Origin of the sequence: Mycobacterium sp. E2497, assembly GCF_001668695.1 — a bacterium.
Taxonomy (GTDB): Bacteria; Actinomycetota; Actinomycetes; order Mycobacteriales; family Mycobacteriaceae; genus Mycobacterium.
In genome coordinates this window covers 25,624-50,279 of record NZ_LZKD01000010.1, presented here as the reverse complement: position 1 = coordinate 50,279, position 24,656 = coordinate 25,624, and the positions used below count along the sequence as shown (strand labels likewise).

Genomic DNA, 24,656 nt, shown 5'->3' with positions numbered 1-24,656 from the left:
CCACGGCACCCGTATTCGGGTCAGTCCTTGTCCCCGGAGTGCATCTTCAGGGCGGCGTCCACGTTGGCCTTCTTGTCCTCTCCGGCGCCCTTCGCCGCGGCCTTCCTGCGCTTGGCGACGACGGCGTCGACGGCGCCGTTGAGCGCCGAACCCAGCGGGAACCCGAGATAGTGGGTGAGGAAGACGGCCATCTCCTTCAGCTCGGTCTCGGTGAGCTCCCCGTTGAGCAGCGCGGCGTTGATCTGGATCTCGGCCAGGTCGCGGTTCCCGACCGCGGTCACCGCCGTCAGCGTCATGATGCGCTTGTCGCGCATCGACAACCCCGGTCGCGTCCAGATGCTGCCGAACAGGTGGTCGACGGTCAGGTCGAAGTACGCGTCGCCCTCGATGTTGGGCATCTCCCAGCCGTAGACCTCGTTCATCTTCTCGAGGCCCTTGCGGCGAAGTTCGTCCATCACGCCTCTTTCTCTGTGTGTGGCAACCCGAGGCCGGCCGCCAGTCCCTCGTAAGCCAACCGGGCCAGCGGCAGGTCGACCGACAACGCGTCGCCCAAACCTAGCGCCAGGCTGAGGTCTTTTTCGCCGAGGCCGCGGGTGTGCATAAAGGGCTGGTACAGGAAGTTTTCTGGTTCAAGGTCTTTCATGTCGTTGCGGACCATGATGGCTCCCGGCCCGCCGGTGAGGGCGTCGGTGTGACGGACCACCCGGCCCAGCGCCTGCAGGTCCAGGCCCGCCGCCTCGGCCAGTTTCATCGCTTCGCACGCCGCGACATACGACGTGAACGTCAACATGTTGCGCGCCAACTTCATTCGTGTCCCCGCGCCCGGCTCGCCGGCGTGGATGACGACCGCTGCCCAGTGTTTGAACGCCGGCTTGATCCGCTCGTACACCTCGCGATCGGCCCCCACCATGGTGGCGAGCTCACCCTTCGCGGCGGCGGCCGCGCCTCCGCTGACCGGCGCGTCGACGATGTGGATCCCCCGTGGTTTCAGATCGCTGGCCAGTTCCGCGGCCGTGGTATCGCTGATGGTCGAGTGGATCGCGATGACCGTGCCGGACTTGGCGTGAGCCGCCAGTTCGCCGACCACCTCGCGCACCTGCGCGTCGTCCAAGACCGTGACGTGGATGATGTCGGCGGCCGCGACGTCTGCGACGCTGTCGGCCAGCCCGGCGCCCTTCGCGGCCAGGGGCGTCATGGCCTCGGTCCTGATGTCGTAAACCGTTACTCCGCCGGGCCATTCGGTCATCTTGCTGGCCATCGGCGCGCCCATGTTGCCCAGGCCGATGTACCCGAGCTTCGCGTGCTCAGTCATGACCGGATGATCTGCCCGCCGTCGACGTTGAAGATCTGCCCGGTGATCCACGACGCCTCATCGGACAGCAGGAACAGGCACATTCCGACCAGGTCTTCGGGAGTTCCCATGCGAGACAACGGCAGACCCTTGACGATGTCGGCGACCATCTCCTGCGGCGTGGTGGTCCGGTTGGCCTCGGTGTCGATGGGCCCGGGCGCGATCGCGTTGATGCGGATGTTCTGCCCGCCCAGTTCGCGGGAGAGCTGCTGGGTCAGGCCGTTGATGCCGACCTTGGCCAGGCCGTAGTAGTTCGAGTACAACCACGCGGCGGTGGACGACTGGTTCAGGATCGCCCCGCCGCCACGCTTGGCCATCTTCTTGTACACCGCGCGGGTGCACCACAACGCGCCGTCGAGGTTGACGCTCATGAACTTCTTGTAGTAATCGGGGTCGATGGTGAGCAGGAAGTCCAGCTTCATGCCCCCGAAGATCGCCGCGTTGTTGACCAGATAGTCGATGCCGCCGAATTCGGCCAGTGTGCGGTCGGCCATCGCCTTGGCCGACGCCGGGTCGGACACGTCGACCGGGACGGCCAGGGCGGTGCCGCCGTCGGCCACGATCTGCTTGGCCACTCCCTGCGCCGCCTCTGCCTTGATGTCGGCCACGACGACCGCCGCGCCCTCCCGGGCCAGCGCCTCCGCGTAGGCCTGGCCGATGCCGCCGCCGGACCCGGTGACGATGGCGACTTTGTTCTCGAATCGCATGCTTCAAACTCCTCTAGTTGACGGCCGTCGCAATGGTCTTGGTCTCCAGGTACTCCTCGAAACCGGCCAGCCCCATCTCGCGGCCGTTTCCGGACTGCTTGTAACCGCCGAACGGCGCGTCGGCCGAGTACCAGACGCCGCCGTTGACGTTGATCGTGCCCGCGCGAACCCGCGCGGCGACGGTCGCCGCCCTGTCCGGGTCCGCGCCGAACACGGTGCCCGACAACCCGTATGGCGAGTCGTTGGCGATGCGCACGGCGTCGTCGTCGCCATCGTGCGGGATCACCGTCAGGACCGGGCCGAAGATCTCCTCACGCGCGCAGCGGGCATCGTTGCCGAGGCCCGCGATCAACGTGGGCTCGATGAAGAAGCCGACGTCACGGTCGGCCGGCCGCCCGCCCCCGCAGGCGAACGTTCCGCCCTCGGCGATCGCCGAGTCGAGATAGCCCTGGATCCGGTCGCGCTGGCGCGCGGAAATCACCGGCCCGCAGATGGTTCCGGGATCGGTGGGGTCGCCGGCCTTGATGCCGCCCATTGTCGCGGCCGCGATGGAAACCGCTTCGTCATACCGCGCCCGCGGCACCAGCAACCGGGTGGTGATCGCGCAGCCCTGCCCGGCGTGCATGCAGACCGAGAATCCGGCCACGCCCACCGCGCCGCCCAGGTCGGCGTCGTCCAGGACGATGAACGCCGACTTGCCGCCCAGCTCGAGGAAGACCTTCTTGATGGTCGCGGCGCCGTCGGCCATCACGCTGCGGCCGGTAGCGGTCGACCCGGTGAACGAAACCATGTCCACCCGAGGGTCTTTGGCCAACAGCGCGCCCACGCCGTGGTCGCTGGACGTGACGATGTTGATGACGCCGGGCGGAAAGTCGGTGTGCTCGGCGATGAGTTCCCCCAGCACGGCCGCGCACCAGGGGGTGTCAGGGGCGGGCTTGAGGACGACGGTGTTGCCGGCGGCCAGCGCGGGCCCGATCTTGGCGAGGTTGATCTGGTGGGGGAAGTTCCACGGGGTGATGGCGCCGACGACGCCCACGGCCTCACGGGCGATGGTGCGCCGGGTGGGGATGCCCATCGGCGACGCCAGGCCGAGATCCTGGTTGTAGACATAGGATTCGGCGGTGTCCGCCGCGAAGGCCAGGTCGCTGACCGGGATCTCGAGCTGGGCGATGCTGGTGAGCATCCGCGGCGCGCCGACTTCGGCGATGGTCAGGTCGCGCAACTCTTCGAGGTGCCGTTGCATCGCCTGCTGCAGCTGGCGGACGCATCGCACCCGCAGCTCGGTGTTGCGTGACCAGTCCGTCTCGTCGAAAGCGCGGCGCGCGGCGTCGATGGCGCGGCCCATGTCGTTGGCGTCGGCATCGGCCGCGACCCCGAGCACCTCCTCGGTCGCCGGGTTGATCGTCGGGAAGGTGCCGGCGCTGCCGGGCGACATCTTGCCGTCGATGAAGAGTGCACTCACGCCGTCGGCCAGCAAGGCCATCTCCCGCTCCCGTCTGTGCGGACCACATTGACTACGCGAAATCCAGGAGACATTTCGGTGGACAGTTGTCCGATATTCTCCGATGGAACCATAGCCGCCGGGGCGTCGGCGGTGCAAGGGCCGATCCCGGCTACGGCGGCGACGCGCCAAAAAACGCCACATTAACCGGCATCTTCACCGGTCGGGCTTGCCTCAGTCCGAGTCGGTCCGATAGCTTGGACATGTGTCCAGCGATGCACTGGTGGCGATCACGTCGCAGGCCGACCACCAGACCGGCCGGCCGGCGCGCAACCGCCGGCAGGAGGAGACCTTCCGCAAGGTGCTCGCGGCCGGCATCGAGACGCTCCGCGAGAAGTCTTACGCCGACCTGACGGTGCGCGCGGTGGCTGCCCGCGCCAAAGTCGCGCCGGCGACCGCCTACACCTACTTCTCGTCGAAGAACCATCTGATCGCCGAGGTCTACCTGGACCTGGTGCGGCAGGTCCCCTACTTCACCGACGTCAACGACCCGATGCCCCACCGGGTGGAACAGGTGTTGCGGCACCTGGCCCTGGTGGTCGCCGACGAGCCCGAGGTCAGCGCCGCGTGCACGACGGCGTTGCTCAGCGGCGGCGCCGAGCCCGCGGTGGCAGCCGCGCGCGACCGGATCGGCGCGGAGATCCACCGCCGCATCACCTCGGCCATGGGCCCCGACGCGGACCCCACCGCCGTGTCCGCGCTGGAGATGTCCTTCTTCGGCGCGCTGGTGCAGGCCGGCAGCGGCGAATTCACCTACCGCGAGATCGCCGACCGGCTGGCCTATGTGGTGCGGCTGATCCTCACCGGCGCGGCAGAGACGAGCCAGGAGACAACCACCGAATGACCGTTCACGTTGGCGACCACGACCTGGTCCTCGATCCCTACGACTACGACTTCCACGAAGACCCGTACCCGTACTACAAGCGGCTGCGCGACGAGGCCCCGCTGTATCGCAACGAGGAGCTGAAGTTCTGGGCGCTGTCGCGGCACCAGGACGTGCTGCAGGGATTCCGCAACAGCACAACGCTATCCAACAAGTACGGCGTTTCGCTCGACCCGGCGTCGCGCGGTCCGCACGCGTCGAAAACGATGTCGTTTCTGGCGATGGACGATCCCGCGCACCTGCGGCTGCGGACCCTGGTGTCGAAGGGATTCACCCCGAGGCGGATTCGCGAACTCGAGCCCCGCGTCACCGAGATCGCCACCCAGCACCTGGACACCATGCTGGAAAACGCCAAGGGCGGCACCGTCGACTACGTCGACGAGTTCGCGGGGAAGCTGCCCATGGACGTCATCAGCGAGTTGATGGGCGTCCCCGAGCCGGACCGCGCCCAGGTCCGGGCCTGGGCCGACGGGGTGATGCACCGCGCCGACGGTGTCACCGACGTGCCACCGGAGGCTGTCGAGGCCTCCATCAACCTGATCGTCTATTACCAGGGAATGGTGGCCGAACGGCGCAAGCAGTTGACCGACGATCTGACCTCGGCCCTGCTGGAGGCCGAGATCGACGGCGACCGGCTGACCGACGAGGAAGTCCTCGGGTTCATGTTCCTGATGGTGATCGCCGGTAACGAGACCACCACCAAACTGCTTGCCAATGCCGCCTTTTGGGGTCACAAGAATCCGGACCAACTGGCCCCGGTCTACGCCGACCTGTCGCGGGTGCCGCTGTGGGTCGAGGAGACCCTGCGCTACGACACGTCGAGCCAGATCCTGGCGCGCACCGTGTCCGGTGAGCTCACCCTGTATGACACCACGATTCCCGAGGGCGACGTCCTGCTGCTGTTGCCCGGTTCGGGCCATCGCGACGAGCGGGTGTTCGACAACCCCGACGACTATCTGATCGGGCGCGAGATCGGGCCCAAGCTCTTGAGTTTCGGTAGTGGCGCGCACTTCTGCCTGGGCGCGCATCTGGCGCGGATGGAAGCCCGGGTCGCGCTGACCGAGTTGTTCAAGCGAATCCGCGGATATGAGGTGGACGAGGCCAACGCCGTCCGCGTCCACTCCAGCAATGTCCGCGGATTCGCTCACCTACCCATGACCGTGGAGGTCCGCTGAATGCCCCGCTTTGACCCCCTGCCCGCACGCCGGCCGGCCATCGTGGCGGGTGCCTCCTCCGGCATCGGAGAGGCCACCGCCATCGAGCTCGCGGCGCACGGCTTCCCGGTGGCCCTCGGCGCCCGCCGGGTGGAGAAGCTCAACGACATCGTCGGCAAGATCAACGCCGAGGGCGGCGAAGCGGTCGGATTCCACCTGGACGTCACCGACCCCAACTCGGTGAAAGCCTTTGTCGCGCAGTCCGTCGACGCGCTCGGCGACATCGAGATCCTGGTCGCCGGCGCGGGCGACACCTACTTCGGCAAACTCGCCGAGATCACCACCGACGAGTTCGAGTCGCAGCTGCAGATCCACCTCGTCGGCGCCAACCGGCTGGCCGCCGCGGTGCTGCCCGGCATGCTCGAGCGCCAGCGCGGCGACCTGATCTTCGTCGGGTCCGACGTCGCCCTGCGTCAGCGGCCGCACATGGGCGCCTACGGCGCGGCCAAGGCCGCGCTCGTCGCGATGGTCACCAACTTCCAGATGGAGCTCGAGGGCACCGGCGTGCGGGCGTCGATCGTGCACCCCGGCCCGACGAAGACGTCGATGGGCTGGAGCCTTCCGGCCGAGAAGATCGGACCCGCGCTCGAGGACTGGGCCAAGTGGGGCCAGGCTCGCCACGACTACTTCCTGCGCGCGGCGGACCTGGCGCGAGCCATCACGTTCGTGGCCGAGACCCCGCGCGGTGGCTTCATCGCGAACATGGAGCTTCAACCCGAAGCGCCGTTGGCCGACAAGAAAGACCGCCAGAAGCTCGCGCTCGGCGAAGAGGGGATGCCGTCATGACAACAACCGCCATCGTGCCGCGGGTATCCGGCGGTGAGGAAGCGCACGGTCACCTCGAGGAGTTCCGCACCGACCCAATCGGTTTGATGAAGCGCGTCCGGGAAGAATGCGGCGACGTGGGCTGGTTCCAGCTGGTCGACAAGCACGTCATCCTGCTCTCCGGGGCCGGCGCCAACGAGTTCTTCTTCCGTTCGGCGGACGAGGAACTCGACCAGGCCGAGGCGTACCCCTTCATGACGCCGATCTTCGGCAAGGGCGTGGTGTTCGACGCCAGCCCCGAGCGGCGCAAGGAGATGCTGCACAACTCCGCGCTGCGCGGCGAGCAGATGAAGGGCCACGCCGCCACCATCGAGGGCGAAGTCAAGAAGATGATCGCCAACTGGGGCGACGAGGGCGAGATCGAGCTGCTCGACTTCTTCGCCGAACTGACCATCTACACCTCGACCGCGTGCCTGATCGGGCTGAAGTTCCGCGAGCAGCTCGACCACCGGTTCGCCGACTACTACCACATGCTCGAGCGCGGCACCGACCCGCTGTGCTACGTCGACCCCTACCTGCCGATCGAGAGTTTCAAGCTGCGCGACGAGGCCCGCGTCAAGCTCGTCGCCCTGGTGCAGGAAATCATGGATCAGCGAATCGCCAACCCACCCAAGGACAAGAGCGACCGCGACATGCTCGACGTGCTGGTCTCGATCAAGGACGAGGACGGCAATCCGCGCTTCTCCGCCGACGAGGTCACCGGCATGTTCATCTCGCTGATGTTCGCCGGGCACCACACCAGCTCCGGAACGTCGGCGTGGACGTTGATCGAGTTGATCCGCCATCCCGACGTCTACGCCGAGGTGCTGGCCGAACTCGAGGAGCTCTACGCCGACGGCCAGGAGGTGAGTTTTCATGCGCTGCGGTCGATTCCGAAGCTGGACAACGTGGTCAAGGAGACGCTGCGGCTGCACCCCCCGCTGATCATCCTGATGCGGGTCGCCAAGGGCGAGTTCGAGGTCGAGGGTTTCCCGATCCACGCCGGTGACTACGTCGCCGCCTCACCCGCGATCTCGAACCGGATTCCCGAGGACTTCCCCGATCCGGACGCCTTCAAGCCCGATCGCTACAACAAGCCCGAACAGGCCGACATCGTCAACCGGTGGACCTGGATTCCGTTCGGCGCGGGACGTCACCGCTGCGTCGGCGCCGCGTTCGCCCAGATGCAAATCAAGGCCATCTTCTCGGTCTTGTTGCGCGAGTACGACTTCGAGATGGCCCAACCCGCCGACAGCTATCACAACGACCACTCCAAAATGGTCGTCCAACTCGCCCGGCCGGCGAAGGTCCGCTACCGCAAGCGGAAAGCCGGATAAGTCATGGGATTTCGAATTGAAGTGGATCTGGATTTGTGCCAGGGCCATGCCATGTGCGAACTGGAGGCGCCCGACTATTTCCGGGTGCCTAAACGGGGCAAGGTCGAAATAGTCGACCCCGAACCGCCCGAAGACGCCCGCGACGAAGTCGAACGCGCGGTCGATATGTGCCCAACGCATGCACTGTTCATCAGAGAGAAAGAAGACCGATAATGGCGTCACGCGAGGAACTCGAGTCATGGGTCGACCGCTGGCTGCAGGCCAACAAGGACTGTGAGAAGGCCGGTGACTGGCGGCCGTTGGCCGACTTCTACGCCGCCGACGCCACCTACGGCTGGAACATCGGCCCCAAGGAAGACGTGATGTGCGTCGGCGTCGACGAGATCCGCGACATCGCCCTCGGCCTGGAGATGGAGGGCCTGGAGAACTGGGTGTACGAGTACCAGAAGGTGCTCATCGACGAGAAGCAGCGCGAGATCGTCGGCTTCTGGAAGCAGATCGTCAACAAGTCCGACGGCACCCAGGACGAGATCTACGGCATCGGCGGCAGCTGGTTCCGCCTCAATGCCGACAACCTCATCGAGTGGCAACGCGACTTCTTCGACTTCGGCCACGTCGCGAAGATGTTCGCCGACCTCATCGAATCGGGCGACCTCAGCGACGGCATGCAGAAGCGGATCGAGCGCAGCATCGCCGGCGAGAAGCTGCCCGGCTACTACCCGCTCGGCCAGGCGCCGGTCCCGATCTGGTGAGCCGGAGCCCGGGCGGACCAACCAAGCATTTGATTTGTTCCACGCGCTATGCTGACGCGACAAGGGTGCCTGTGGCGCCCGTCACCAAGTTGTCCGGCATGAAGGAGCCGGGCAGCTCTGATCGATTCAAAGGCGAAATGGGGTCAGGACCATCGTGAAGACAAAAGGCGCATTGATCTGGGAGTTCAACCAGCCGTGGTCCATCGAGGAAATCGAGATCGGCGACCCGCAAGCACACGAGGTCAAGATCCAGATGGAAGCGGCGGGCATGTGCCACTCCGATCATCACCTCGTCACCGGCGGAATCCCGATGGCAGGCTTCCCGGTGCTGGGCGGGCACGAGGGTGCCGGCATCGTGACCGAGGTCGGTCCGGGCGTGGAGGACATCGCCCCGGGCGACCACGTGGTGCTGTCGTTCATCCCGTCCTGCGGGCAATGCCCGACGTGTCAGGCCGGCCTGCGCAACCTGTGTGATCTCGGGGCCGGGCTGCTCGGCGGCGCCGCGGTCTCCGACGGCACCTTCCGCATCCAGGCCCGCGGCCAGAACGTCTTTCCCATGACGCTGCTGGGCACCTTCTCGCCGTACATGGTCGTGCACCGCAGCTCGGTGGTGAAGATCGACCCGTCGGTACCGTTCGAGGTGGCCGCCCTGGTCGGCTGCGGCGTCACCACCGGCTACGGCTCGGCGGTCCGCACCGCCGACATCCGGCCGGGCCAGGACGTCGCCATCGTCGGCGTCGGCGGGGTCGGCATGGCAGCGCTGCAGGGCGCCGTCAACGCCGGCGCGCGCTACATCTTCGCGATCGACCCGGTCGAATGGAAGCGGGATCAGGCGCTGAAATTCGGTGCCACCCACGTCTACCCGGACATCAACGCCGCGCTGATGGGCATCATGGAGGTCACCTACGGGCTGATGGCTCACAAGGTCGTGGTCACGGTCGGCGAACTGCACGGCGCCGACGTCGACAACTACCTCAACATCACCCAAAAGGGCGGCACCTGCGTACTGACCGCCATCGGTAGCCTGTTGGACACCAACGTCAACCTGAACCTGGCGATGCTCACCCTGATGCAGAAGAACCTGCAGGGCACCATCTTCGGCGGCGGCAACCCGCAGTACGACATCCCGCAGCTGCTGTCGATGTACAAGGCCGGCAAGCTGAACCTGGACGACATGGTCACCACCCAGTACCGCCTGGAGCAGATCAACGAGGGCTACCAGGACATGCTGGACGGCAAGAACATTCGCGGCGTCATCCGGTACACGGACGCCGACAGGTAACAGCCGCCCCCACCGACTGGGTCCGAATGACCGAGTTCGGGCACCTGCTGGCGCCGGGACGGATCGGCGCCATGACGGTGCGCAACCGCGTCGTCATGTCTCCGATGGAGACGATGTACGGCACGCCGGACGGGCTGCCGTCGCAACGCACCCGCGACTACTTCGCCGCGCGCGCCAGGGGCGGTGTCGGCTTGATCACGGTGGGCGCCACCGGGATCGACCACCACCACCCCGAGACGCCCGGGGGCCTGCACCTGGCGACCGACACGGCCGTCGACGCGCACCGGGCGCTGGTGGACGTGGTGCACGAGCACGGCGCCAGGATCCAGCCCCAGATCGTGCACGCGGGGCCCGACGGCCTGGGGCCCGAGATGTTCGGTGTCCCGTCCCTGGGCCCGTCGGTGATCCCCTCCTACCTCACCGGGCGACCGTCGGTCGAGATCAGCAAGCAACAGCTGTGCGAAGTGTTCGACTTGTTCAAGGCCGCGGCGCGGCGTGCGGTCGAGGCCGGGTACGACGGCATCGAACTGCACGCCGCGCACGGTTACATGCTGCTGGGCTCCTTCCTTGCCCCGCAACGCAATCGGCGCACCGACGACTATCGGGGTGATTCGGCGCGGGGGCGGGCGCGGGTGGTGCTCGACGCGCTCGCCGCGATCCGCTCCGAGATCGGCGACACGCTGCCGATCACGCTACGGATCTCCGGCTACGAACGAGTCGCCGGTGGACGGCCCATCTTCGAGACCGCGCAACTGGCACCGGAATTCGTGGCCGCGGGCGTCGACGCGTTCCACGTCAGCGGCGGGGTGATCGATCGGCTGGTGACCGGGATGGTCAACGGCGCCGACGACGGCGACGAGCTCAACGTCGGGGCCGCGGCGGCGGTCAAGCAGGTGGTCGACGTGCCGGTGATCGCCGTCGGTCGCATCCACGACCCGGTCAGGGCCGAGCGGATCCTGGCCGACGGGCGGGCCGACTTCATCGCGATGGGGCGCCCCCTGCTGGCCGATCCCGACCTGCCGAGCAAGCTGCGCAACGGTCAGGCGCACCGGATCCGCCGGTGCATCTCCTGTGAAAACTGCATCGACGCAATGGAACAGCGATTCTCCGTCGACTGCGCCGTCAATCCCCGCACCGGCAAAGAACGCGAGATGTCCCCGGCTCCCGCCGCACGGGCCAAGCGCGTGGTGGTGATCGGGGGCGGGCCCGCAGGGCTGGAGGCCGCCCGGGTGGCCGCCGAACGGGGCCACCGCGTGATCCTGTTCGAGCGCAGCGCCACGCTGGGCGGGGCCCTGCGCTGGGCTTCGATCCTGCACCCAGAGAATCAGCCGTTCCTGCGCTACCTGCGTGATGAAATCAACCGCAGTGGCACGGAAGTCCATCTGGGCCAGGATATTTCGGCTCAGGACATCGTCGAATCCGCACCGGACGCGGTGGTGGTGGCCACCGGCGGCCGGGTCGCCGTGCCGGAAGTCCCCGGCTCCGAGCTGCCGCACGTGCGGACGGGGCCGGGGCTACGCGAATTACTCGGCGGGCGAGCCGAATCCGGCCCGGCCTGGCAGCGCCTGGGGGCCGCGGCGCTGGGCGGCTGGCGGCAGCGGCTGGTGCGGCCCGCCGCGGTCCGGCTGGCCAGCCGCGCCTGGATGCCGCTGGGGCGGCGGGTCGTCATCGTCGGCGGCGATCTGGTCGCCCTGGAACTGGCCGAATTCCTGGCCAGCCGCGGCCGGCTGGTGTCAATACTCGAGTCCGGCAGGAACATCGCCCCCGAAGTGGGCAACAAACGCAAGACCGAGCACATGGACCGACTCGACCGGCTGGGCGTCACCGTGCACGTCCGGGCCACCGTGGAGCGGATCACCACCGAAGCGGTGGTATTCGCCCCCGCCGGTGGCACCGGCCGGCGGCTGCCTGCCGACAGCGTGGTGCTGGCCGGCGCCGTCGAACCCGACACCACCCTGTTCGACGCGCTCGTCGCCGCACTCCCCGGCGCCCAGGTGCACGCCGCCGGCGACTGCACCGGGCTGGGGCTGATCCGCAAAGCCACAGAGGAAGGCGCGCGCGCCGCGTGCGCGATCTAGTGACAGGAGAGATAACCATGACGCAAACCGCCCAATCCCCGGCACTGACCGCGTCGCAGTCATCATGGCGCTGCGCACAGGCCAAAGATCGGGACGGCTGGCTGGCGCTGATGACCGACGATGTGGTCATCGAGGACCCGATCGGCAAGTCCGTCACCAACCCCGACGGCACCGGTGTGCGCGGCAAGGCAGCCGTCGGCGAGTTTTTCGACAACAACATCGCCAAGAACCAGCTGACCATCACTTGCGAGGAGACTTTCCCGTCGAGCTCGCCCGACGAAATCGCTCATATTCTGGTGCTGCAGAGCAAGTTTGAGGGTGGCATGACCAGCAAGGTACGTGGCGTGTTCACCTACAAGGTCAACGATGCGGGACTGATCACCAACATGCGGGGCTATTGGAACCTCGACGTCATGGAGTTCGGCCAGGAGGACTGACGCGGGCTCGTCCGGCCCCCGCCCCTATGCTGGGGCCATGGCGTCGATCTTCACCAAGATCATCAACCGTGAACTTCCCGGCCGCTTCGTCTACGAGGACGACGACGTCGTCGCGTTCTTGACGATCGAGCCCATGACCCAGGGGCACACGCTCGTCGTGCCGCGGGCCGAAATCGACCAGTGGCAGGACGTCGATGGCGCGACGTTCGCCCGGATCATGGCGGTGAGTCAGCTCATCGGCAAGGCGGTCTGCAAGGCCTTCAAGACCGAGCGTGCGGGGGTGATCATCGCCGGCCTGGAGGTGCCCCATCTGCACGTGCATGTGTTCCCCACCCGCCGCCTCAGCGACTTCGGCTTCGCCAACGTCGACCGCAACCCGTCACCGGAATCGCTGGACGAGGCGCAAGCCAAGATCAAGGCGGCCCTGGCTCAGTTGGCGTGAACCGGTTCCTGCGCCGGCACCTCGCTGACGCGCGGCAGCGTGACGCGGAAACGGCAGCCCTCGCCGGGCGAGGTGGTCACCGTGACGGCGCCGCCGTGCGCGCGGACCAGCGAGTCGACGATCGATAGCCCCAACCCCGTACCGCCGCTGGCGCGCGCCCGCGACGAGTCGGTGCGATAGAACCGCTCGAACACCCGCGACGCGTCCTGCTCGGTCATGCCGGGGCCCCTGTCGGCCACTTCGAGCACCGCGTCGTCGCCGGCGGTGCCGACCCGCACGGTGACGTCGGCGTTGGTCGGGGTGTGCTGCAGGGCGTTGGCGATGAGGTTGCTCAGCACCTGCCGGATCCGCGGTTCGTCGCCGAGCACCTCAGGGGTGCCCGGGCCGTCCAGCACCTCCATGGCGATGTTGCGTTTCGGATCCATCGCCTGCGCGTCGTGCACGGCGTCGCTGGCCAGCGCGAGCAGGTCGACCCGGTTGTGTTCGAGCGGTCGTTGCACATCCAGGCGGGCCAACAGCAGCAGGTCGTCGACCAGCAATCCCATCCGGCTGGCTTCGCTCTCGATGCGCGACAACAGCATGGCGACGTCGCGCGCGGCGCCCTGGCGATACAACTCCGCGAAGCCCCGAATGGTCGTCAGCGGGGTGCGCAGCTCGTGGCTGGCGTCGGTGATGAACCGCCGCATCCGCTCCTCCGAACCGCGCGCCTTCTCCGCCGAGGACTCCGAGGACGCGAGGGCTTCCTGGATCTGCGCGAGCATTCCGTTGAGGGCGAGCGACAGCCGGCCCACCTCGGTGCGCGGATCACGTTCCGGGACACGGCGATCCAGCTGGCCCGCGGCGATCGCCGCGGCGGTCTTTTCGACCTCGGACAGCGGCCGCAGGCTGCGCTGAACCACCGCGAACCCGGCGATGCCGACCACGACGAGCACCGCGACCCCGATGCCGATCTGCAGCCACACCAGGGAGCTGACCGTGTGTTGGACGTCGGACAGGTCGATCGCGACGGTCGTCAGGCCGTGCGGGCCGCGCACCGACACCGCGCGCCACTGGATGTCCGACCCGTTGACCGACGGCAGCGTCGTCGGGTTGGGGCCCACGTCGTTGTTGGGCGGCAGTGCCGGTTCGGAGTTGCGGTCGTTGATGGCGGTGAACGGGGTGCCGTCGGTGCTGATGCCGCGCACGTAGAACTTGGACGGCGGGCGGCCCGGATCGGGGCCCTCGTAAGGGGGCGGCGACTGCTTGCGCGGGGCCTGCGCCCAGCCGCGCGACGCGTCGAGCAGTGTCTGGTCGATCCGGGAGACCAGGCTGTGCCGCAGGATCGACGTGACCGCGATGCCCGACACGGCCAGGCCGCAGGCCACCAGCACCAGGGTGGCGGCGACCAGCCCCACCCGAAGCGGCAATCCACGTCGATACTGCTTGGCCATCGAGGGTGACGCTTCGCTACCGGCGGTGACCGACCGCGGGCTCAACGCGGTTCCCGCAACACATAGCCCACCCCGCGCAAGGTATGCAGCAGCCGCTTCTCCCCGGTATCGATCTTGCGCCGCAGGTACGACACGTAGGACTCGACGACATTGACGTCACCTCCGAAGTCGTAACGCCACACATGGTCGAGGATCTTGGGCTTGCTGAGCACCGTGCCCGCATTGATCACAAAGTAACGCAGCAGCGTGAACTCGGTGGGCGACAACGAGACCGGTTCACCGGCCTTCCACACCTCGTGGGTCTCCTCGTCGAGTTCGATGTCGGCGAAGGTGAGGCGGGCGCTGCGGGGCTCCGCTCCCCCCTTGCCCGCGCGACGGAGGATGACGCGCAACCGGGCAACCACCTCTTCGAGGCTGAACGGCTTGGTCACGTAGTCGTCGCCGCCCAGGGTCAGGCCGGCGATCTTGTCCTGCAAGGAATCCCGGGCCGTCAGGAACAACGCCGGGGCGTCGATACCGTCGGCGCGCAGGCGCCGCAGCACCCCGAACCCGTCCATGCCGGGCATCATCACGTCCAGGATCACCGCGTCGGGCCGGGCTTCCCGCGCCCGGTCCAGCGCCTGGGCTCCGTTGGTCGCGGTATAGACCTCGAACCCCTGGAACTTCAGGCTCACCGAGAGCAGCTCGACGATGTTGGCCTCGTCGTCGACCACTAGGACGCGAGCCTCCGGTTTGGTTTCGCTTGGGGTTGCCGCGGTCATCAGGTTCTTCTACCCCTTGGTTGTACGTTAGCTATGTGAAGATTGTGTGGTTGCTGAGAGCTCAGTGCCAACACTCTGATAGTAGTCTGCCAGGAATCGCGACCGTGGCGTGGACCTGCGCAGCTTGACGCCCTCGCGTCGCGAATAAACTCGTGGGATGAACCTCGCCGCACGCATCGTCTCGGCCGCGACCGCCCCGGCGCGCGTGGGGCTTGCGGCCGCGGACGCCAGCCTGACCGTCGCCAGCGCGGCGGTGGGGGTGGCGAAACGAGCGCTGGGTGACGGCGGTGCCGCCGGAACGACGGCCATGACGTCCATGCTCGGAATCGACGACGCGATCGTTCGCGCCAACCGGCTCGCCCGGTTGCTCGACGACGACGCGCCACTCGGGCGGGCGGTCGCGCCGGACGGACCGATCGACCGACTGCTGCGCCCGGGCGGCGTGGTCGACATGCTCACCTCGGATGGCGGTCTGCTGGACCGCCTGACCGCCGAGGGCGGCGGACTGCACCGCACGCTGCAGCCCGGCGGGCTGGCCGATCAGCTGGTCTCGGAGGACGGCTTGATCGAGCGGCTGCTGGCCGAGGATGGGCTGGCCGATCGGCTGCTGGCCGACGGTGGCCTGGTCGACAAGCTGACAGCGAGAAACGGGCCGCTGGATCAGCTCGCCGACGTCGCCGACACCCTGGCGCGGCTGACGCCCGGGATGGAGGCGCTGGAGCCGGCGATCGCCACGCTGCAGGACGCCGTCGTCGCGCTGACCATGGTGGTCAACCCGCTGAGCAACATCGCCGACCGCATCCCCCTGCCGGGCCGGCGCCGTCCGTCGTCGCGGGCGGTGCGCTCAACGCGCATGATCGACACCGGCGAGTGACCGATTAGGCTTGACCCCGCTTGACCCGGCCTCCTTAGCTCAGTGGTAGAGCACTCGCCTTGTAAGCGAGCGGTCGTCAGTTCAATCCTGACAGGGGGCTCCCACTTTCGGTTCCGGTCGGTGCTGGTAGAGGCGTTTTCGCCGTCGAACGATCGTGCGGTTGCGACGTTTTTGCCCACAGTTTGCCCACACTCTCTGCAACAGATGAGAGGTCTGAGTCGAACAAATCGGCGTAGACGTCCAGGGTCATCGCGGCGCTGGCGTGCCCCAACATCCGTTGCACCACCTTCGGATTCGCCCCGGCACTGATCGCGAGCGACGCCGCCGTGTGCCGCAGGGCGTGAGCCGTCACGCGCGGAAACGTGGGATCGGCCTTTCGGCACCGTGCGACCGCGCCGGATAGCCAGGAGTCCTTTGACGCGGGCGGCCCCATGTAGCGGCCGGACGGCGTCGGCCAGAACAGATCGTCGCGGCCCTTGCCCCGGGCGACCTCGGCGAGTGCGTCAATGACGAACTCGGGCAGCACCACAGCCCGGTTCTCATTCGACTTCAGGGTGCCGACCACGATCTTGGTGCCCACCTGCACGGCGTTGCGGTGCAACTCGATGCGTCGGCGCAAAAAGTTGACGTCGCCAACCCGCAGCCCCGCCGCCTCGCCCCAGCGCAGTCCTCCCACACCCAGGAGAAGCACAAGCGAGCGGTAGCGCCCCGATTCGTCGGCGAGCGCGTTTAGCTGGCCTGCGGTCAGGTACACGTTGCGCCGTGGGGGGCGCTTGGGCAGCTTCACGCCGCGGGCGGGGTTCGACGCCAGAAGGCGGTCCTGCACCGCGTCGTCCAGTATCCGTGCCAGTACCGAGTAGGCCGTCTGCACAACGACCGGACCTCGGTTTGTAGCGAGTTGCGAGACCCATGCCTGCACCGCGGTGAAGCGGATCTCGGACACCCGGCTGCGTCCCCAGGTGGGCTCGACGTGGACCCGCCAGGCGCTTTCGTACGACCGGAAGCCAGACGGCTTCATGTGACCCTGGCGGCGCTCCAGCCACGCCGGGCCGAGTTCCCGTATGGTGATGCGACCCAGCGTCGGTGAAATGTACTCCCCGCGCAGCTTGGCCACTTCCACGGTGGCGGCGAATTGCTCGGCGTCCCGCTTGGTCCTGAAACCGCGCTTGTCGGTCTGCCTGCGGTCGGGCGTGCGGTACCGGACGCGATAGCGCTTTCCGTGTGCAGTGTCGTAACTACTTATCGTCGCCACGAGCCGCCGCCTCTATCGCAGCCTGGAGCTCTTTCCGCAGCTCACGGCTGACTTGGCCACGCTTCTGGGCGTTCGCCCCGGCGCCAGCTCGTCGATCGCGTTCCTCCGAGAAACTCTTCTTCCACAACGTTGTCGACCATTCCTTCAGCTCCGCCCGCGAGATACCAAGAGCCTTCCTCGTCCGCTCCTCGGTTGCGCCAGGGGCATCGGTTATCCCCCCCGCGATCAACGATGCTCCCGCCAATATCGACTCTTGATGGGCCTCCCAGCCAGCGGTTATCGCAGCGGTTACCCACTCGGGTGACGGCAGCCCCCTGAAGCCTGGCTGATATGTGACCAGGTCGACGATCTGCTCACTCGACAGCAACAGCGATTCGTTGAGCTGGATGGGGGCTTCGGAGCGAAGCAGCTCGGGCAGTGCGGCATCGGCGCAGCCTGCGTCCTCCAACGCCAAGCAAAGGGCGACGAGCGTCGCGAGGTTTGGCGCAACCCGTCCGGATTCGAAGTCCGCGACACGAGATTCCGACCAATTTAGCCCCCGCTTGCGCGCCGCGATACTCACCTGGTCAAGCGTCAATTCCGCAGCTTTTCTCAACCGATGGGCGTTCTTGCCGATCACCTCGGCCAACCGCATGGCAGCGCCGCCAGCTTCCGGAGCTGGAGTATCCATAATCACAGCCTACTAGAAAACGGGAGAGTTGACTCCGCGCTGTCCGAGGCGTATCAAGATAACAGCCCTCCAGAAAACCAGAACCTTGACGGGAGTCTCCGAATGATCTCAGAGCTGGCCACACCGGCCGAGGTTGCGGACGCCCTGCGCACTACGTCCGCGAGCCTCGCACAGATGCGATACCGAGGCGATGGGCCAAAGTTTGTACGCGCTGGGCGTCGGCGCGTGCTGTACCGGTGGGTCGATGTTGAGCAGTGGCTCGAGGAGTCCCTGCACGTCCGCACTGATATGTAGCGGAGCGGAGGGGGTGGCCAAACGACCAACATAGGCGCCCACGCCGCGGGCTGACAAAACATCACCGACTCCATTGAGGGGGCACATCACATGTCGAGGACACCGGCGGTCAACGAGAACCCGCAGGCTATCGCCGACAAAGCGAAGTACGAGTACGTCATGCTCACTGAGCAGCTTGGGGCCTTGGAAGACCGAATGACCGAGCTCGCAGAGGCTGGGCTGCTCGATGCCGACGAGTCATCAAATTTGCGGGACGAGGTGTTCCGCATCTGGGAGGGCGTTTGTGCGGCCACACTATTCGCGTTGGTGCCCGACGACTGGGATTTGGAGGCGGACTGGGACACCTTTGCGGAGGATTGGAACACCTACAGCGACGGCCGAACGGTGCTCACCCGGATCCGGATAGAGCCCCGGCCGCACACCGACCCTAACTCGGTACACAACGAAGAAGACGACACGTACTTGCTCCTTGACGACACCGGTGATGAGGGCGTGATTTATTACCTCGCGCCGCCTGGCCCCGCGGACGACCAACTCGTCGATGATGTCCCGCAACAGTCCGACCGGTAAGCCCGAAGGCCTGAGATGCTCACCGAGAGCCTCTTTGCCGACCCCCTGTGGGGTAACCACAGCCCCCTTGTCCTGAGGTGGCACCATGACCAACTACGGCCGTTGGTCGAGCCACTTCGCCCTTTCCTGCCGGACAACGCGACCGATCGAATGCGGTACGCGGTCGCGAGTGTCGCGCGGTCGATGGTGGTGGCGAAAAAGCAGACCGGTTACGGGGTGCACTACGCCCGGGCAAAGGATTTCTACCGCGTGCCCAAGCGGTACCGGGAAGGCGACGCCTTCTACACCTGGCACTACGTGACGGGCGCCATGGACATCTTGCGGGGCGCCACGCTAATCGAGCAAGAGGTCGGGCGCTGGTCGGGAACCTTGCGCACCTGGAGGGGATTGCAGTCGGTGTCCTGGGCGACCGCCACGCTCATGGGACTGATCGGGCCACTGGTGGACCCCTCCGAGCCCCGGGGCGTGCCCAGGCGCGTGGAGACCGTCGTCTTGCGTGACCGCGCCGACAAGGCCGACATCGACTATGTCGAGACGGCGGAGACGACGACGATGCGAGACCAGCTGCGCGTCATCAACGAAGAGGTAGCGCTGCTCGAGCTGCACCACCAAGGAGATCGGCTCGGCGTCCCGCCGCTCCGCCGGATCTTCAACGGGTCCTTCGACCGCGGCGGGCGCCTCTACTGCCACGGCGCCTCGTACCAGAACATGTCGTCCGGGCAGCGCCTCGAGATAACGGTGGCCATCGACGACACCACGCGCCCAATGGTCGAAATCGACTACTCCAACATGCACATCAGCATGGCCTACTGCGAAGCCGGGACGGCGCTACCGCCCGACGACCAATACGCCATTCGCGGATTCAGTAGGGGGCTGGTCAAGATGGCGGTGAACACGCTGTTCAACGCCGCCACCGTCCGCAAGGCGACACTCGCGATCACCGAGGCACTGCGTAAAGACCCCGAGTTGCGGGCGGCGAGCGGCCTCACTTCGAGCGATCGGGCACCATGTCTCAAGCTGGCCGAAGGGGTAGTGGCCGCGATCGAGACCAAGCATTCCGGGATCAAGGAGCACTTCGGTTCAGACTGCGGGGCGGCGTTCCAGCGCAGGGATTCCGACATGGCGATCAAGGTCCTGACCAGGATGCTCGACAGCACCGGGCGGTGCCCCCTGCCGGTCCACGACTCCTTCCTAGTAGCCGACACCGATGCCGACATCCTCGGCCGAACCATGACCGACGTGGCCAGCGAACACGGCCTTCAGCTGCGCCTCAAAGACTCCAGGCGCCCCTGATTCGACCCTGCCGGGCGCCCTCGATCAGAGCAGGTCACGGCCAGTTACCTCCTATACGAGGGGTAGGGGGGTAGAGGGAGAGGAAGCAAAGCAGTCTGGCAGGGGGGAACGAGGGGGCGATGACCAGCCTCACGCCGTTCTTCCCCTAGCTGACTCGGCCGTGCCCGCCTGCCTGGGGGTCACACGTAGGTCAACGAGCCGCTGCCCTCGGGTCCTTGCGGCACACTCGCCGCAGCTCACGACGTTGGCCTACCCATGCCGCCACTACTACCCAGCGGTTGCCGACTGGATGCTGGGGTGCAGCGATAAACATCGCACAGGACCCGCGACACCAGCGCATCATCTCCAGCGACACAACTACATCGCAAGTACGAGCGTCTGGACCCCGTGCACGCAGATGGCACGGTGGCCTCCCTGCTTGCGAGCAGGCTTTTTTGTATCGGGACTGTGCGGGAATCATCAAATCTTCCTCAAATATCGGGCCGTTAAGTACGACCCAATCGCCAGTTCGGATTCGCGCTTCGGATGGGCGGCCGAAAGCTCGGCGCCGAGCCTGGGCAGGATCTCCCACTCGGATCAACGATGTCGAGCTGGGCGACGGAGCTCAAATGCGACGCTGACGGGAGCCCAGCGGGAAGTGAACCGCCCAATTCTGACTTTCGTCACGCAGGTTCTCCGGGCGGTAATGGCAATTCGCTTACGAGGTCTCCAGCGTCGATCTCGAGGCCGTCGGCGATCTTCACGATGGTCTCCAACCTAAGGCTTCGTTGTCCCCGTTCCACCTTGCCGAGCTGAGTCCAATGGATTCCGCAGCGGACAGCTGCGGCTTCCTGGGCTGAGGCCCAGGGCCATGCGACGGTCGCGGACCCGTTCGCCGAACACGCGGGTGGTCTCGTTGAGAGGTGGCTTGGATCCGTCGTCAGACACGAGGGCAACCACATACGGCCCACGCGGAATCGACCAGAGCGTGAGGTACGCATGCGTATTGACCCCATGTCTAACCGGCCTATAAAGTTGCCACGTTGGCTCGATCACCGGCGTCCTGGGGCATCGGGCAGGCGGCTCTCAACTCCGGTTCTCCAAGAATGCGACAACCGAAATGAAATTCACGAAAGCATTTGCTGGAGGACTTGCCGCCGTCGCGTTCAGCGTGCCAGTAGTCGCCGCCACGGCGACCACGGCTGCTGCCCAGAACTACGAGCCACATGACAAGCACTTCGTGGTGGCCGACGCGTTCAAGCCGGATCGCCAAGTCTGCAACGCCCAAGGCGTGTGCTGCACCTTCGACGCGCTCGGGAATGTCGCCGACTGCCTAATTCCTGGGTCCCCTGGCTCCCCAGGCAACCCGGGCCAATACTCCGATCCCTATCCGACCAACGCCGTACCGATCCAACCGCGCGGCCCCATCGACCCAGCCCACAGCACACCCTGGGGACCCTGATTCTAGGCCGTCGAAACTGGCGACCTGGAAAGAATCGAAGAGGCAAATGATGCTCAACACCGTCGCCGCGGTAGCTGTCGCAATGGCGTTGGTCGGGGCGCCGCTGGGCTCGCTGGCGCCGCAGGGATGCCCTGCGAACTGGGTGGCCAGACCCGCCTACACCTGGCCGTACCAAATGGGGTGCTACCCGCCGGAGCCACCACCACCGCCCAACGGGCACTTCCCACCGTGCAACAGCGTCGACCCTCGATATTGCCCAGGGTTGTGGAACTGATCCGAGCCCGGCCATTGCGACTCCACGAACCGCATGCCTTGAAGGAGCGACCATCTGATGAGGGTTATCGGGGCGGTACTCGCCGCAGCTGCCCTCGCTTTAACGCCGTTGTACGCCTCGGGTAGCGCCCACGCCGACGCCGCGCAGGCGGGTTACGTCAACCAGCTGAAGGCCCACGGCACCCCGGGAACGAGCGACCAGCTGCTGGCCAACGGCTACACGATGTGCCACGCACTGGACGCCAACCACCAACCGTCGTGGGCCAACGTCGCAGCCAACTCGGCAGGCCCCTCGGGGTTGTCCTTCGTCGAGACCGCCTACGAGGTCGGCGCCGCGATCCGGTGGCTGTGCCCGGCGCAGGGCTGGCAGATCGAGGAACTGGCCCAGGCGGTCCAGGCGCCCGAAGTCCGCGCTGTGCGGGCCGGGTACGCAGGAGGCTGACCCGATGCGGCGCTTACCGGCTCGGACCATTAGGGAGGAGGAACGTGCACACCAAACGTAGTCTCACGGTGGCAGCACTTGTCGCGGCGGCCACCGTTGGCTACGCATCCCCCGCGCGGGCCGACGACGGGTTGAGTGGCACCTACAACTACGTGAACGAGACGGGCTTCACCTCGACCTGGACGGTCACCCCCTGCGGTCCCGGGTGCGCCCACGTGTTCACCAGCCACAGCGCCGCCAACTACGACCTCAAGTTGAGCAATGGCCGATGGGTCGCCACGGTCAACCCACCGGACGCGGTGCACTGCAGGGACGGCACCACGGCCCAGGCGACGGTCACCATTTCGGTCGACGCCGCAACGCTTACCGGCACCAGCACCACGACGAGCACGGCCGGGGTGTGCGGCGACCCGCCCCGAACGTACGGCCCCGACACGTTCACCCTCACCAAGGTGTCGTGATGCCCTTTCGTGCAGGGGACGACCGATGACCGCCCTCCGGATCGTGTTGCCGCTCGGCATCGTCGCCATCATCGCGGGCCTGGTCATCGGCAACACCAACATCTCGCTCGCCTCGGCGCAGGGCATCTCGTGCGGCTCCGCGTTCGGCGGGGGCTCGGGCACCCTCGACCCCTACGTGGAGACGGCGTGCGCACCGCTGCTCTCCGAGCACCAGCTCTGGGCGACCGTCTTCATCGTCCTGGGCGTGGGACTACTGATCAGCGCCGTGGTCCTCTACCGCGCCAACCAGCCCACGGCGGCGCCCACAAAGACCCTTCCGCCGCCTTCGGGAGCCACGAAGCGCGGCTGGTACCCCGACCCGGCGGGCACCGGCAAAGAGCGTTACTGGAATGGCAAGGGGTGGAGCGACCTACCGCCTCGGTGATTAACCAGCAACCGGGACATGAACGACTCGAAGGTCGGCCTCGAAATACACACTGCAGCTCCATCGGGTCTGCTTTGCTTGCCCGATGGCACTTCCACAAGCCTTAAAACCCCACGTTGTCCCGATCGAAAAGGCACTCGAGGGCGTGATCGGTGCCGTCCGTACCGCACGTTTCGACATGCGCACTGACGAGCGAGATCCAGATAGCGGTTTGAGCGTCGAGCAAGCCCGCCAGGGTATTGACGAGGCGATGCGGAACTGGGCCGCGGTCCACGAGGATTTCGTCGCCGCACTTGATGCGACATTGAACGATCTGCCCGCCTTCGAGTCGGAGATCAACTTAGCCCTCGGGGCACTGTCGGTGCTGGACGCCGGGGTTTCGACTGAGATTGCTCTCGCGCAGCCACTGGAAACGCTGGACGGGAACCTCAAACTCGCCGACGTCCCCGACTGGCCGACGGAAGCGCGCGCCGTTCTTGAGGTGACCGCTTTCGGATCCCCAGGAGCTGCAGACGAGGGCCTGATCAGGCTGCTGCAGGTTGGCACCGACGACGACCCAACCCCCGAACCCCCTGGGCAGGTCTATGGCGACGCTGTGGGCCACGCGATCCGGGTCATTCGACGCCAGACCGCGGAATCGATCACCAGTGTGTTCGTCGGACTAACTGCCGTCCCGGTCATGGACGCCATCCCACTCCCGGCCAACAAGGAACTCGTGGACGTCTTGCGCGACCTCTTAGAGGAGCCGGGCTCCTGGGCAGTGGAGGAAGCTGTCAAGGAATTGCCACGAGGTATTTCGAAGTGGTGCCGGTGGGCGCTCGGGAAGGCCACCCAACTGCTGAAAAGGGTTCTTGGTGAGCAGCGCTTCGAAGCCCTCGATAGATTGCTGGCCAAAGGTGCGACTACTAAGACCACGGACTTTATTTCCCAAACGTTGGTCTGGGTTTACGACACGGGCGACGTCATAGAGCGCGGCGAAGCGGCATTCGACCCTGCAGGCCAGCCCCTGAAGAAATCAGAGCGCAACAGGCGAGGCGCACGGCTCGGAAAGCTGGAGAAGTCCAACAAAAAGTGGTTAGGGCCGATAAAGCTTTTGTCGCCGGGAGTCGGGCATCTGTGGTACGTCCCTATTCCGCTTCCGGTTCCTCCACATGCCCTTCCTGCCGCCCCCGCCGCGGCAGCGGTATTGCTTGCGTGGACGTTGCTTTTATCCGGGGACCAACTGGACACCCGCTACCCCTACCCCAATTTCTGGAAGGGTGTTGTGCGTCGCGCAAAAGGCGAGTAAGCACGCCGGGCGATGGCGATCAACTGCGTGAGTTCGCTGGCGACCGGCGACCGATAACGGCAGCAACGCGGTTTTGGTGTCTCGAATCAGACCGATTGCCGAACAGCGTGGGATCGCCTCTCGGCGGTTCTGTTCTCCCGCGATCGGGTGTGCCGGAAGTACATCCCTAAAGCGCATTGTTCGGAAATGTGGGAGCGACCATTTTCGGTGCCCTGCTGGACCGGGGTGCCCGCGGGATCCGGCGATAATGATGATGGCCGGACATCGCAGAAGGCCCCACCGTGACGACGTTGAGGAGTGCGAAGTGGTTAAGCAATTGGGCGGCCCTGCCGCCGCGCACGGCTGGACGTGGGCGTGGCAGCGGTGTGGCCGCTTCGAGTACCGAAAGTGCTTGA

At 66.4% G+C, this 24,656-nt stretch carries 25 protein-coding genes, 1 tRNA gene and 2 pseudogenes; 19 read left to right on the top strand and 9 right to left on the bottom strand.

Features of this window, described 5'->3' with window-relative positions:
- Positions 1-20: 20 nt before the first annotated feature.
- From A5713_RS00740 to A5713_RS00725, 4 genes are read right to left on the bottom strand one after another with little or no spacing between them, the layout of a single operon-like run.
- A complete protein-coding gene (locus A5713_RS00740; RefSeq protein ID WP_067761468.1) occupies positions 21-455 on the bottom strand; it encodes a carboxymuconolactone decarboxylase family protein in 435 nt (144 codons plus the stop codon).
- Complete coding sequence (locus A5713_RS00735; RefSeq protein ID WP_068091476.1) at positions 455-1,312, bottom strand: NAD(P)-dependent oxidoreductase; 858 nt, start codon at positions 1,310-1,312, stop codon at positions 455-457. Before A5713_RS00735 ends, A5713_RS00740 begins: the two co-directional genes overlap by 1 nt.
- Positions 1,309-2,058: an SDR family oxidoreductase gene (locus tag A5713_RS00730; RefSeq protein ID WP_068091474.1), complete on the bottom strand. Its 750-nt coding sequence runs from the start codon at positions 2,056-2,058 to the stop codon at positions 1,309-1,311. Before A5713_RS00730 ends, A5713_RS00735 begins: the two co-directional genes overlap by 4 nt.
- Before the next feature lie 13 nt (positions 2,059-2,071).
- Positions 2,072-3,541 (bottom strand): aldehyde dehydrogenase, encoded by a 1,470-nt coding sequence (locus tag A5713_RS00725; RefSeq protein WP_068091471.1) that lies wholly within the window; start codon positions 3,539-3,541, stop codon positions 2,072-2,074.
- Positions 3,542-3,764: 223 nt separating this feature from the next.
- Between A5713_RS00725 and A5713_RS00720 the strand changes: the two genes are divergently transcribed.
- The 10 genes and pseudogenes from A5713_RS00720 to A5713_RS00675 all read left to right on the top strand — a co-directional run.
- Complete coding sequence (locus A5713_RS00720) at positions 3,765-4,403, top strand: TetR family transcriptional regulator (RefSeq protein WP_068091468.1); 639 nt, start codon at positions 3,765-3,767, stop codon at positions 4,401-4,403.
- On the top strand, positions 4,400-5,617 hold the full coding sequence (locus A5713_RS00715; protein WP_068091466.1) for a cytochrome P450: 1,218 nt from the start codon (positions 4,400-4,402) through the stop codon (positions 5,615-5,617). The genes A5713_RS00720 and A5713_RS00715 overlap by 4 nt, the downstream gene beginning before the upstream one ends.
- Complete coding sequence (locus tag A5713_RS00710) at positions 5,618-6,442, top strand: SDR family oxidoreductase (protein ID WP_068091464.1); 825 nt, start codon at positions 5,618-5,620, stop codon at positions 6,440-6,442.
- Complete coding sequence (locus A5713_RS00705) at positions 6,439-7,797, top strand: cytochrome P450 (protein ID WP_068091460.1); 1,359 nt, start codon at positions 6,439-6,441, stop codon at positions 7,795-7,797. The genes A5713_RS00710 and A5713_RS00705 overlap by 4 nt, the downstream gene beginning before the upstream one ends.
- Positions 7,798-7,800: 3 nt before the next feature.
- Positions 7,801-8,010 carry a ferredoxin gene (locus A5713_RS00700; RefSeq protein WP_068056310.1) on the top strand — a complete coding sequence of 70 codons (210 nt, stop codon included), beginning with the start codon at positions 7,801-7,803 and terminating at the stop codon, positions 8,008-8,010.
- Positions 8,010-8,549 (top strand): hypothetical protein, encoded by a 540-nt coding sequence (locus tag A5713_RS00695; RefSeq protein ID WP_068091456.1) that lies wholly within the window; start codon positions 8,010-8,012, stop codon positions 8,547-8,549. Before A5713_RS00700 ends, A5713_RS00695 begins: the two co-directional genes overlap by 1 nt.
- 154 nt (positions 8,550-8,703) lie before the next feature.
- On the top strand, positions 8,704-9,831 hold the full coding sequence (locus A5713_RS00690; RefSeq protein WP_068091451.1) for an NDMA-dependent alcohol dehydrogenase: 1,128 nt from the start codon (positions 8,704-8,706) through the stop codon (positions 9,829-9,831).
- 26 nt (positions 9,832-9,857) lie between these two features.
- Positions 9,858-11,909, top strand: a complete 2,052-nt coding sequence (locus tag A5713_RS00685) for an FAD-dependent oxidoreductase (protein ID WP_068091450.1) — start codon at positions 9,858-9,860, stop codon at positions 11,907-11,909.
- Positions 11,910-11,926: 17 nt separating this feature from the next.
- Positions 11,927-12,346, top strand: coding sequence for a ketosteroid isomerase family protein (locus A5713_RS00680; protein WP_067922018.1), 420 nt, complete (start codon positions 11,927-11,929; stop codon positions 12,344-12,346).
- A 37-nt stretch (positions 12,347-12,383) separates the two neighbouring features.
- Positions 12,384-12,674: pseudogene (locus A5713_RS00675) on the top strand (HIT family protein); the annotation flags it as partial.
- A gap of 85 nt (positions 12,675-12,759) precedes the next feature.
- Here A5713_RS00675 and A5713_RS00670 read toward each other — a convergent pair.
- Positions 12,760-14,218 (bottom strand): annotated as a pseudogene (locus tag A5713_RS00670) (sensor histidine kinase).
- A 41-nt stretch (positions 14,219-14,259) separates the two neighbouring features.
- Complete coding sequence (gene phoP / locus A5713_RS00665) at positions 14,260-14,979, bottom strand: two-component system response regulator PhoP (RefSeq protein ID WP_067201572.1); 720 nt, start codon at positions 14,977-14,979, stop codon at positions 14,260-14,262.
- A 157-nt stretch (positions 14,980-15,136) separates the two neighbouring features.
- On the opposite strand from phoP, the gene A5713_RS00660 reads away from it, so the two are divergent.
- Both A5713_RS00660 and A5713_RS00655 read left to right on the top strand, forming a co-directional pair.
- On the top strand, positions 15,137-15,853 hold the full coding sequence (locus tag A5713_RS00660; RefSeq protein WP_067922013.1) for a hypothetical protein: 717 nt from the start codon (positions 15,137-15,139) through the stop codon (positions 15,851-15,853).
- Positions 15,854-15,881: 28 nt separating this feature from the next.
- Positions 15,882-15,953 (top strand) — tRNA-Thr (locus A5713_RS00655).
- Here the strand turns inward: A5713_RS00655 and A5713_RS27140 are convergent.
- The gene (locus tag A5713_RS27140; protein WP_082972700.1) at positions 15,930-17,105 is read right to left on the bottom strand and encodes a site-specific integrase; all 1,176 of its coding nucleotides are present in this window, start codon (positions 17,103-17,105) and stop codon (positions 15,930-15,932) included. The genes A5713_RS00655 and A5713_RS27140 overlap by 24 nt on opposite strands.
- Positions 17,089-17,775: a helix-turn-helix domain-containing protein gene (locus A5713_RS00650; RefSeq protein ID WP_156751692.1), complete on the bottom strand. Its 687-nt coding sequence runs from the start codon at positions 17,773-17,775 to the stop codon at positions 17,089-17,091. Before A5713_RS00650 ends, A5713_RS27140 begins: the two co-directional genes overlap by 17 nt.
- A gap of 384 nt (positions 17,776-18,159) precedes the next feature.
- On the opposite strand from A5713_RS00650, the gene A5713_RS00640 reads away from it, so the two are divergent.
- Positions 18,160-18,639 (top strand): hypothetical protein, encoded by a 480-nt coding sequence (locus A5713_RS00640; RefSeq protein WP_068091440.1) that lies wholly within the window; start codon positions 18,160-18,162, stop codon positions 18,637-18,639.
- Between the two features lie 150 nt (positions 18,640-18,789).
- Complete coding sequence (locus A5713_RS00635) at positions 18,790-19,932, top strand: hypothetical protein (protein ID WP_068091437.1); 1,143 nt, start codon at positions 18,790-18,792, stop codon at positions 19,930-19,932.
- 662 nt (positions 19,933-20,594) lie between these two features.
- On the opposite strand, the gene A5713_RS27135 is transcribed toward A5713_RS00635, so the two are convergent.
- Positions 20,595-20,873, bottom strand: a complete 279-nt coding sequence (locus A5713_RS27135) for a helix-turn-helix domain-containing protein (RefSeq protein ID WP_369804339.1) — start codon at positions 20,871-20,873, stop codon at positions 20,595-20,597.
- 158 nt (positions 20,874-21,031) lie between these two features.
- Here A5713_RS27135 and A5713_RS28020 point away from each other — a divergent pair, with 158 nt between their 5' ends.
- From A5713_RS28020 to A5713_RS00615, 5 genes are all read left to right on the top strand, one after another.
- The gene (locus A5713_RS28020; protein WP_156751691.1) at positions 21,032-21,373 is read left to right on the top strand and encodes a hypothetical protein; all 342 of its coding nucleotides are present in this window, start codon (positions 21,032-21,034) and stop codon (positions 21,371-21,373) included.
- Positions 21,374-21,704: 331 nt separating this feature from the next.
- Entirely contained in the window at positions 21,705-22,088 is a 384-nt protein-coding gene (locus tag A5713_RS00630) for a DUF732 domain-containing protein (protein WP_082972699.1), read from the top strand.
- Positions 22,089-22,156: 68 nt separating this feature from the next.
- Positions 22,157-22,549, top strand: a complete 393-nt coding sequence (locus A5713_RS28590) for a hypothetical protein (protein ID WP_197516257.1) — start codon at positions 22,157-22,159, stop codon at positions 22,547-22,549.
- A 25-nt stretch (positions 22,550-22,574) separates the two neighbouring features.
- Positions 22,575-22,973: a DUF2510 domain-containing protein gene (locus tag A5713_RS28585; protein ID WP_068091431.1), complete on the top strand. Its 399-nt coding sequence runs from the start codon at positions 22,575-22,577 to the stop codon at positions 22,971-22,973.
- 85 nt (positions 22,974-23,058) lie between these two features.
- A complete protein-coding gene (locus A5713_RS00615) occupies positions 23,059-24,261 on the top strand; it encodes a hypothetical protein (protein ID WP_156751690.1) in 1,203 nt (400 codons plus the stop codon).
- Positions 24,262-24,656 lie beyond the last annotated feature (395 nt).

Coding starts and splice junctions, on each gene's coding strand:
- A5713_RS00740 (WP_067761468.1), bottom strand. CDS start 455: ATGGACGAACTTCGCCGCAAGGGCCTCGAGAAGATGAACGAGGTCTAC.
- A5713_RS00735 (WP_068091476.1), bottom strand. CDS start 1,312: ATGACTGAGCACGCGAAGCTCGGGTACATCGGCCTGGGCAACATGGGC.
- A5713_RS00730 (WP_068091474.1), bottom strand. CDS start 2,058: ATGCGATTCGAGAACAAAGTCGCCATCGTCACCGGGTCCGGCGGCGGC.
- A5713_RS00725 (WP_068091471.1), bottom strand. CDS start 3,541: ATGGCCTTGCTGGCCGACGGCGTGAGTGCACTCTTCATCGACGGCAAG.
- A5713_RS00715 (WP_068091466.1), top strand. CDS start 4,400: ATGACCGTTCACGTTGGCGACCACGACCTGGTCCTCGATCCCTACGAC.
- A5713_RS00710 (WP_068091464.1), top strand. CDS start 5,618: ATGCCCCGCTTTGACCCCCTGCCCGCACGCCGGCCGGCCATCGTGGCG.
- A5713_RS00705 (WP_068091460.1), top strand. CDS start 6,439: ATGACAACAACCGCCATCGTGCCGCGGGTATCCGGCGGTGAGGAAGCG.
- A5713_RS00700 (WP_068056310.1), top strand. CDS start 7,801: ATGGGATTTCGAATTGAAGTGGATCTGGATTTGTGCCAGGGCCATGCC.
- A5713_RS00695 (WP_068091456.1), top strand. CDS start 8,010: ATGGCGTCACGCGAGGAACTCGAGTCATGGGTCGACCGCTGGCTGCAG.
- A5713_RS00685 (WP_068091450.1), top strand. CDS start 9,858: ATGACCGAGTTCGGGCACCTGCTGGCGCCGGGACGGATCGGCGCCATG.
- A5713_RS00680 (WP_067922018.1), top strand. CDS start 11,927: ATGACGCAAACCGCCCAATCCCCGGCACTGACCGCGTCGCAGTCATCA.
- phoP (WP_067201572.1), bottom strand. CDS start 14,979: ATGACCGCGGCAACCCCAAGCGAAACCAAACCGGAGGCTCGCGTCCTA.
- A5713_RS00660 (WP_067922013.1), top strand. CDS start 15,137: ATGAACCTCGCCGCACGCATCGTCTCGGCCGCGACCGCCCCGGCGCGC.
- A5713_RS00650 (WP_156751692.1), bottom strand. CDS start 17,775: ATGGATACTCCAGCTCCGGAAGCTGGCGGCGCTGCCATGCGGTTGGCC.
- A5713_RS00640 (WP_068091440.1), top strand. CDS start 18,160: ATGTCGAGGACACCGGCGGTCAACGAGAACCCGCAGGCTATCGCCGAC.
- A5713_RS00635 (WP_068091437.1), top strand. CDS start 18,790: ATGCGGTACGCGGTCGCGAGTGTCGCGCGGTCGATGGTGGTGGCGAAA.
- A5713_RS27135 (WP_369804339.1), bottom strand. CDS start 20,873: ATGTGGTTGCCCTCGTGTCTGACGACGGATCCAAGCCACCTCTCAACG.
- A5713_RS28020 (WP_156751691.1), top strand. CDS start 21,032: ATGAAATTCACGAAAGCATTTGCTGGAGGACTTGCCGCCGTCGCGTTC.
- A5713_RS00630 (WP_082972699.1), top strand. CDS start 21,705: ATGAGGGTTATCGGGGCGGTACTCGCCGCAGCTGCCCTCGCTTTAACG.
- A5713_RS28585 (WP_068091431.1), top strand. CDS start 22,575: ATGACCGCCCTCCGGATCGTGTTGCCGCTCGGCATCGTCGCCATCATC.
- A5713_RS00615 (WP_156751690.1), top strand. CDS start 23,059: ATGGCACTTCCACAAGCCTTAAAACCCCACGTTGTCCCGATCGAAAAG.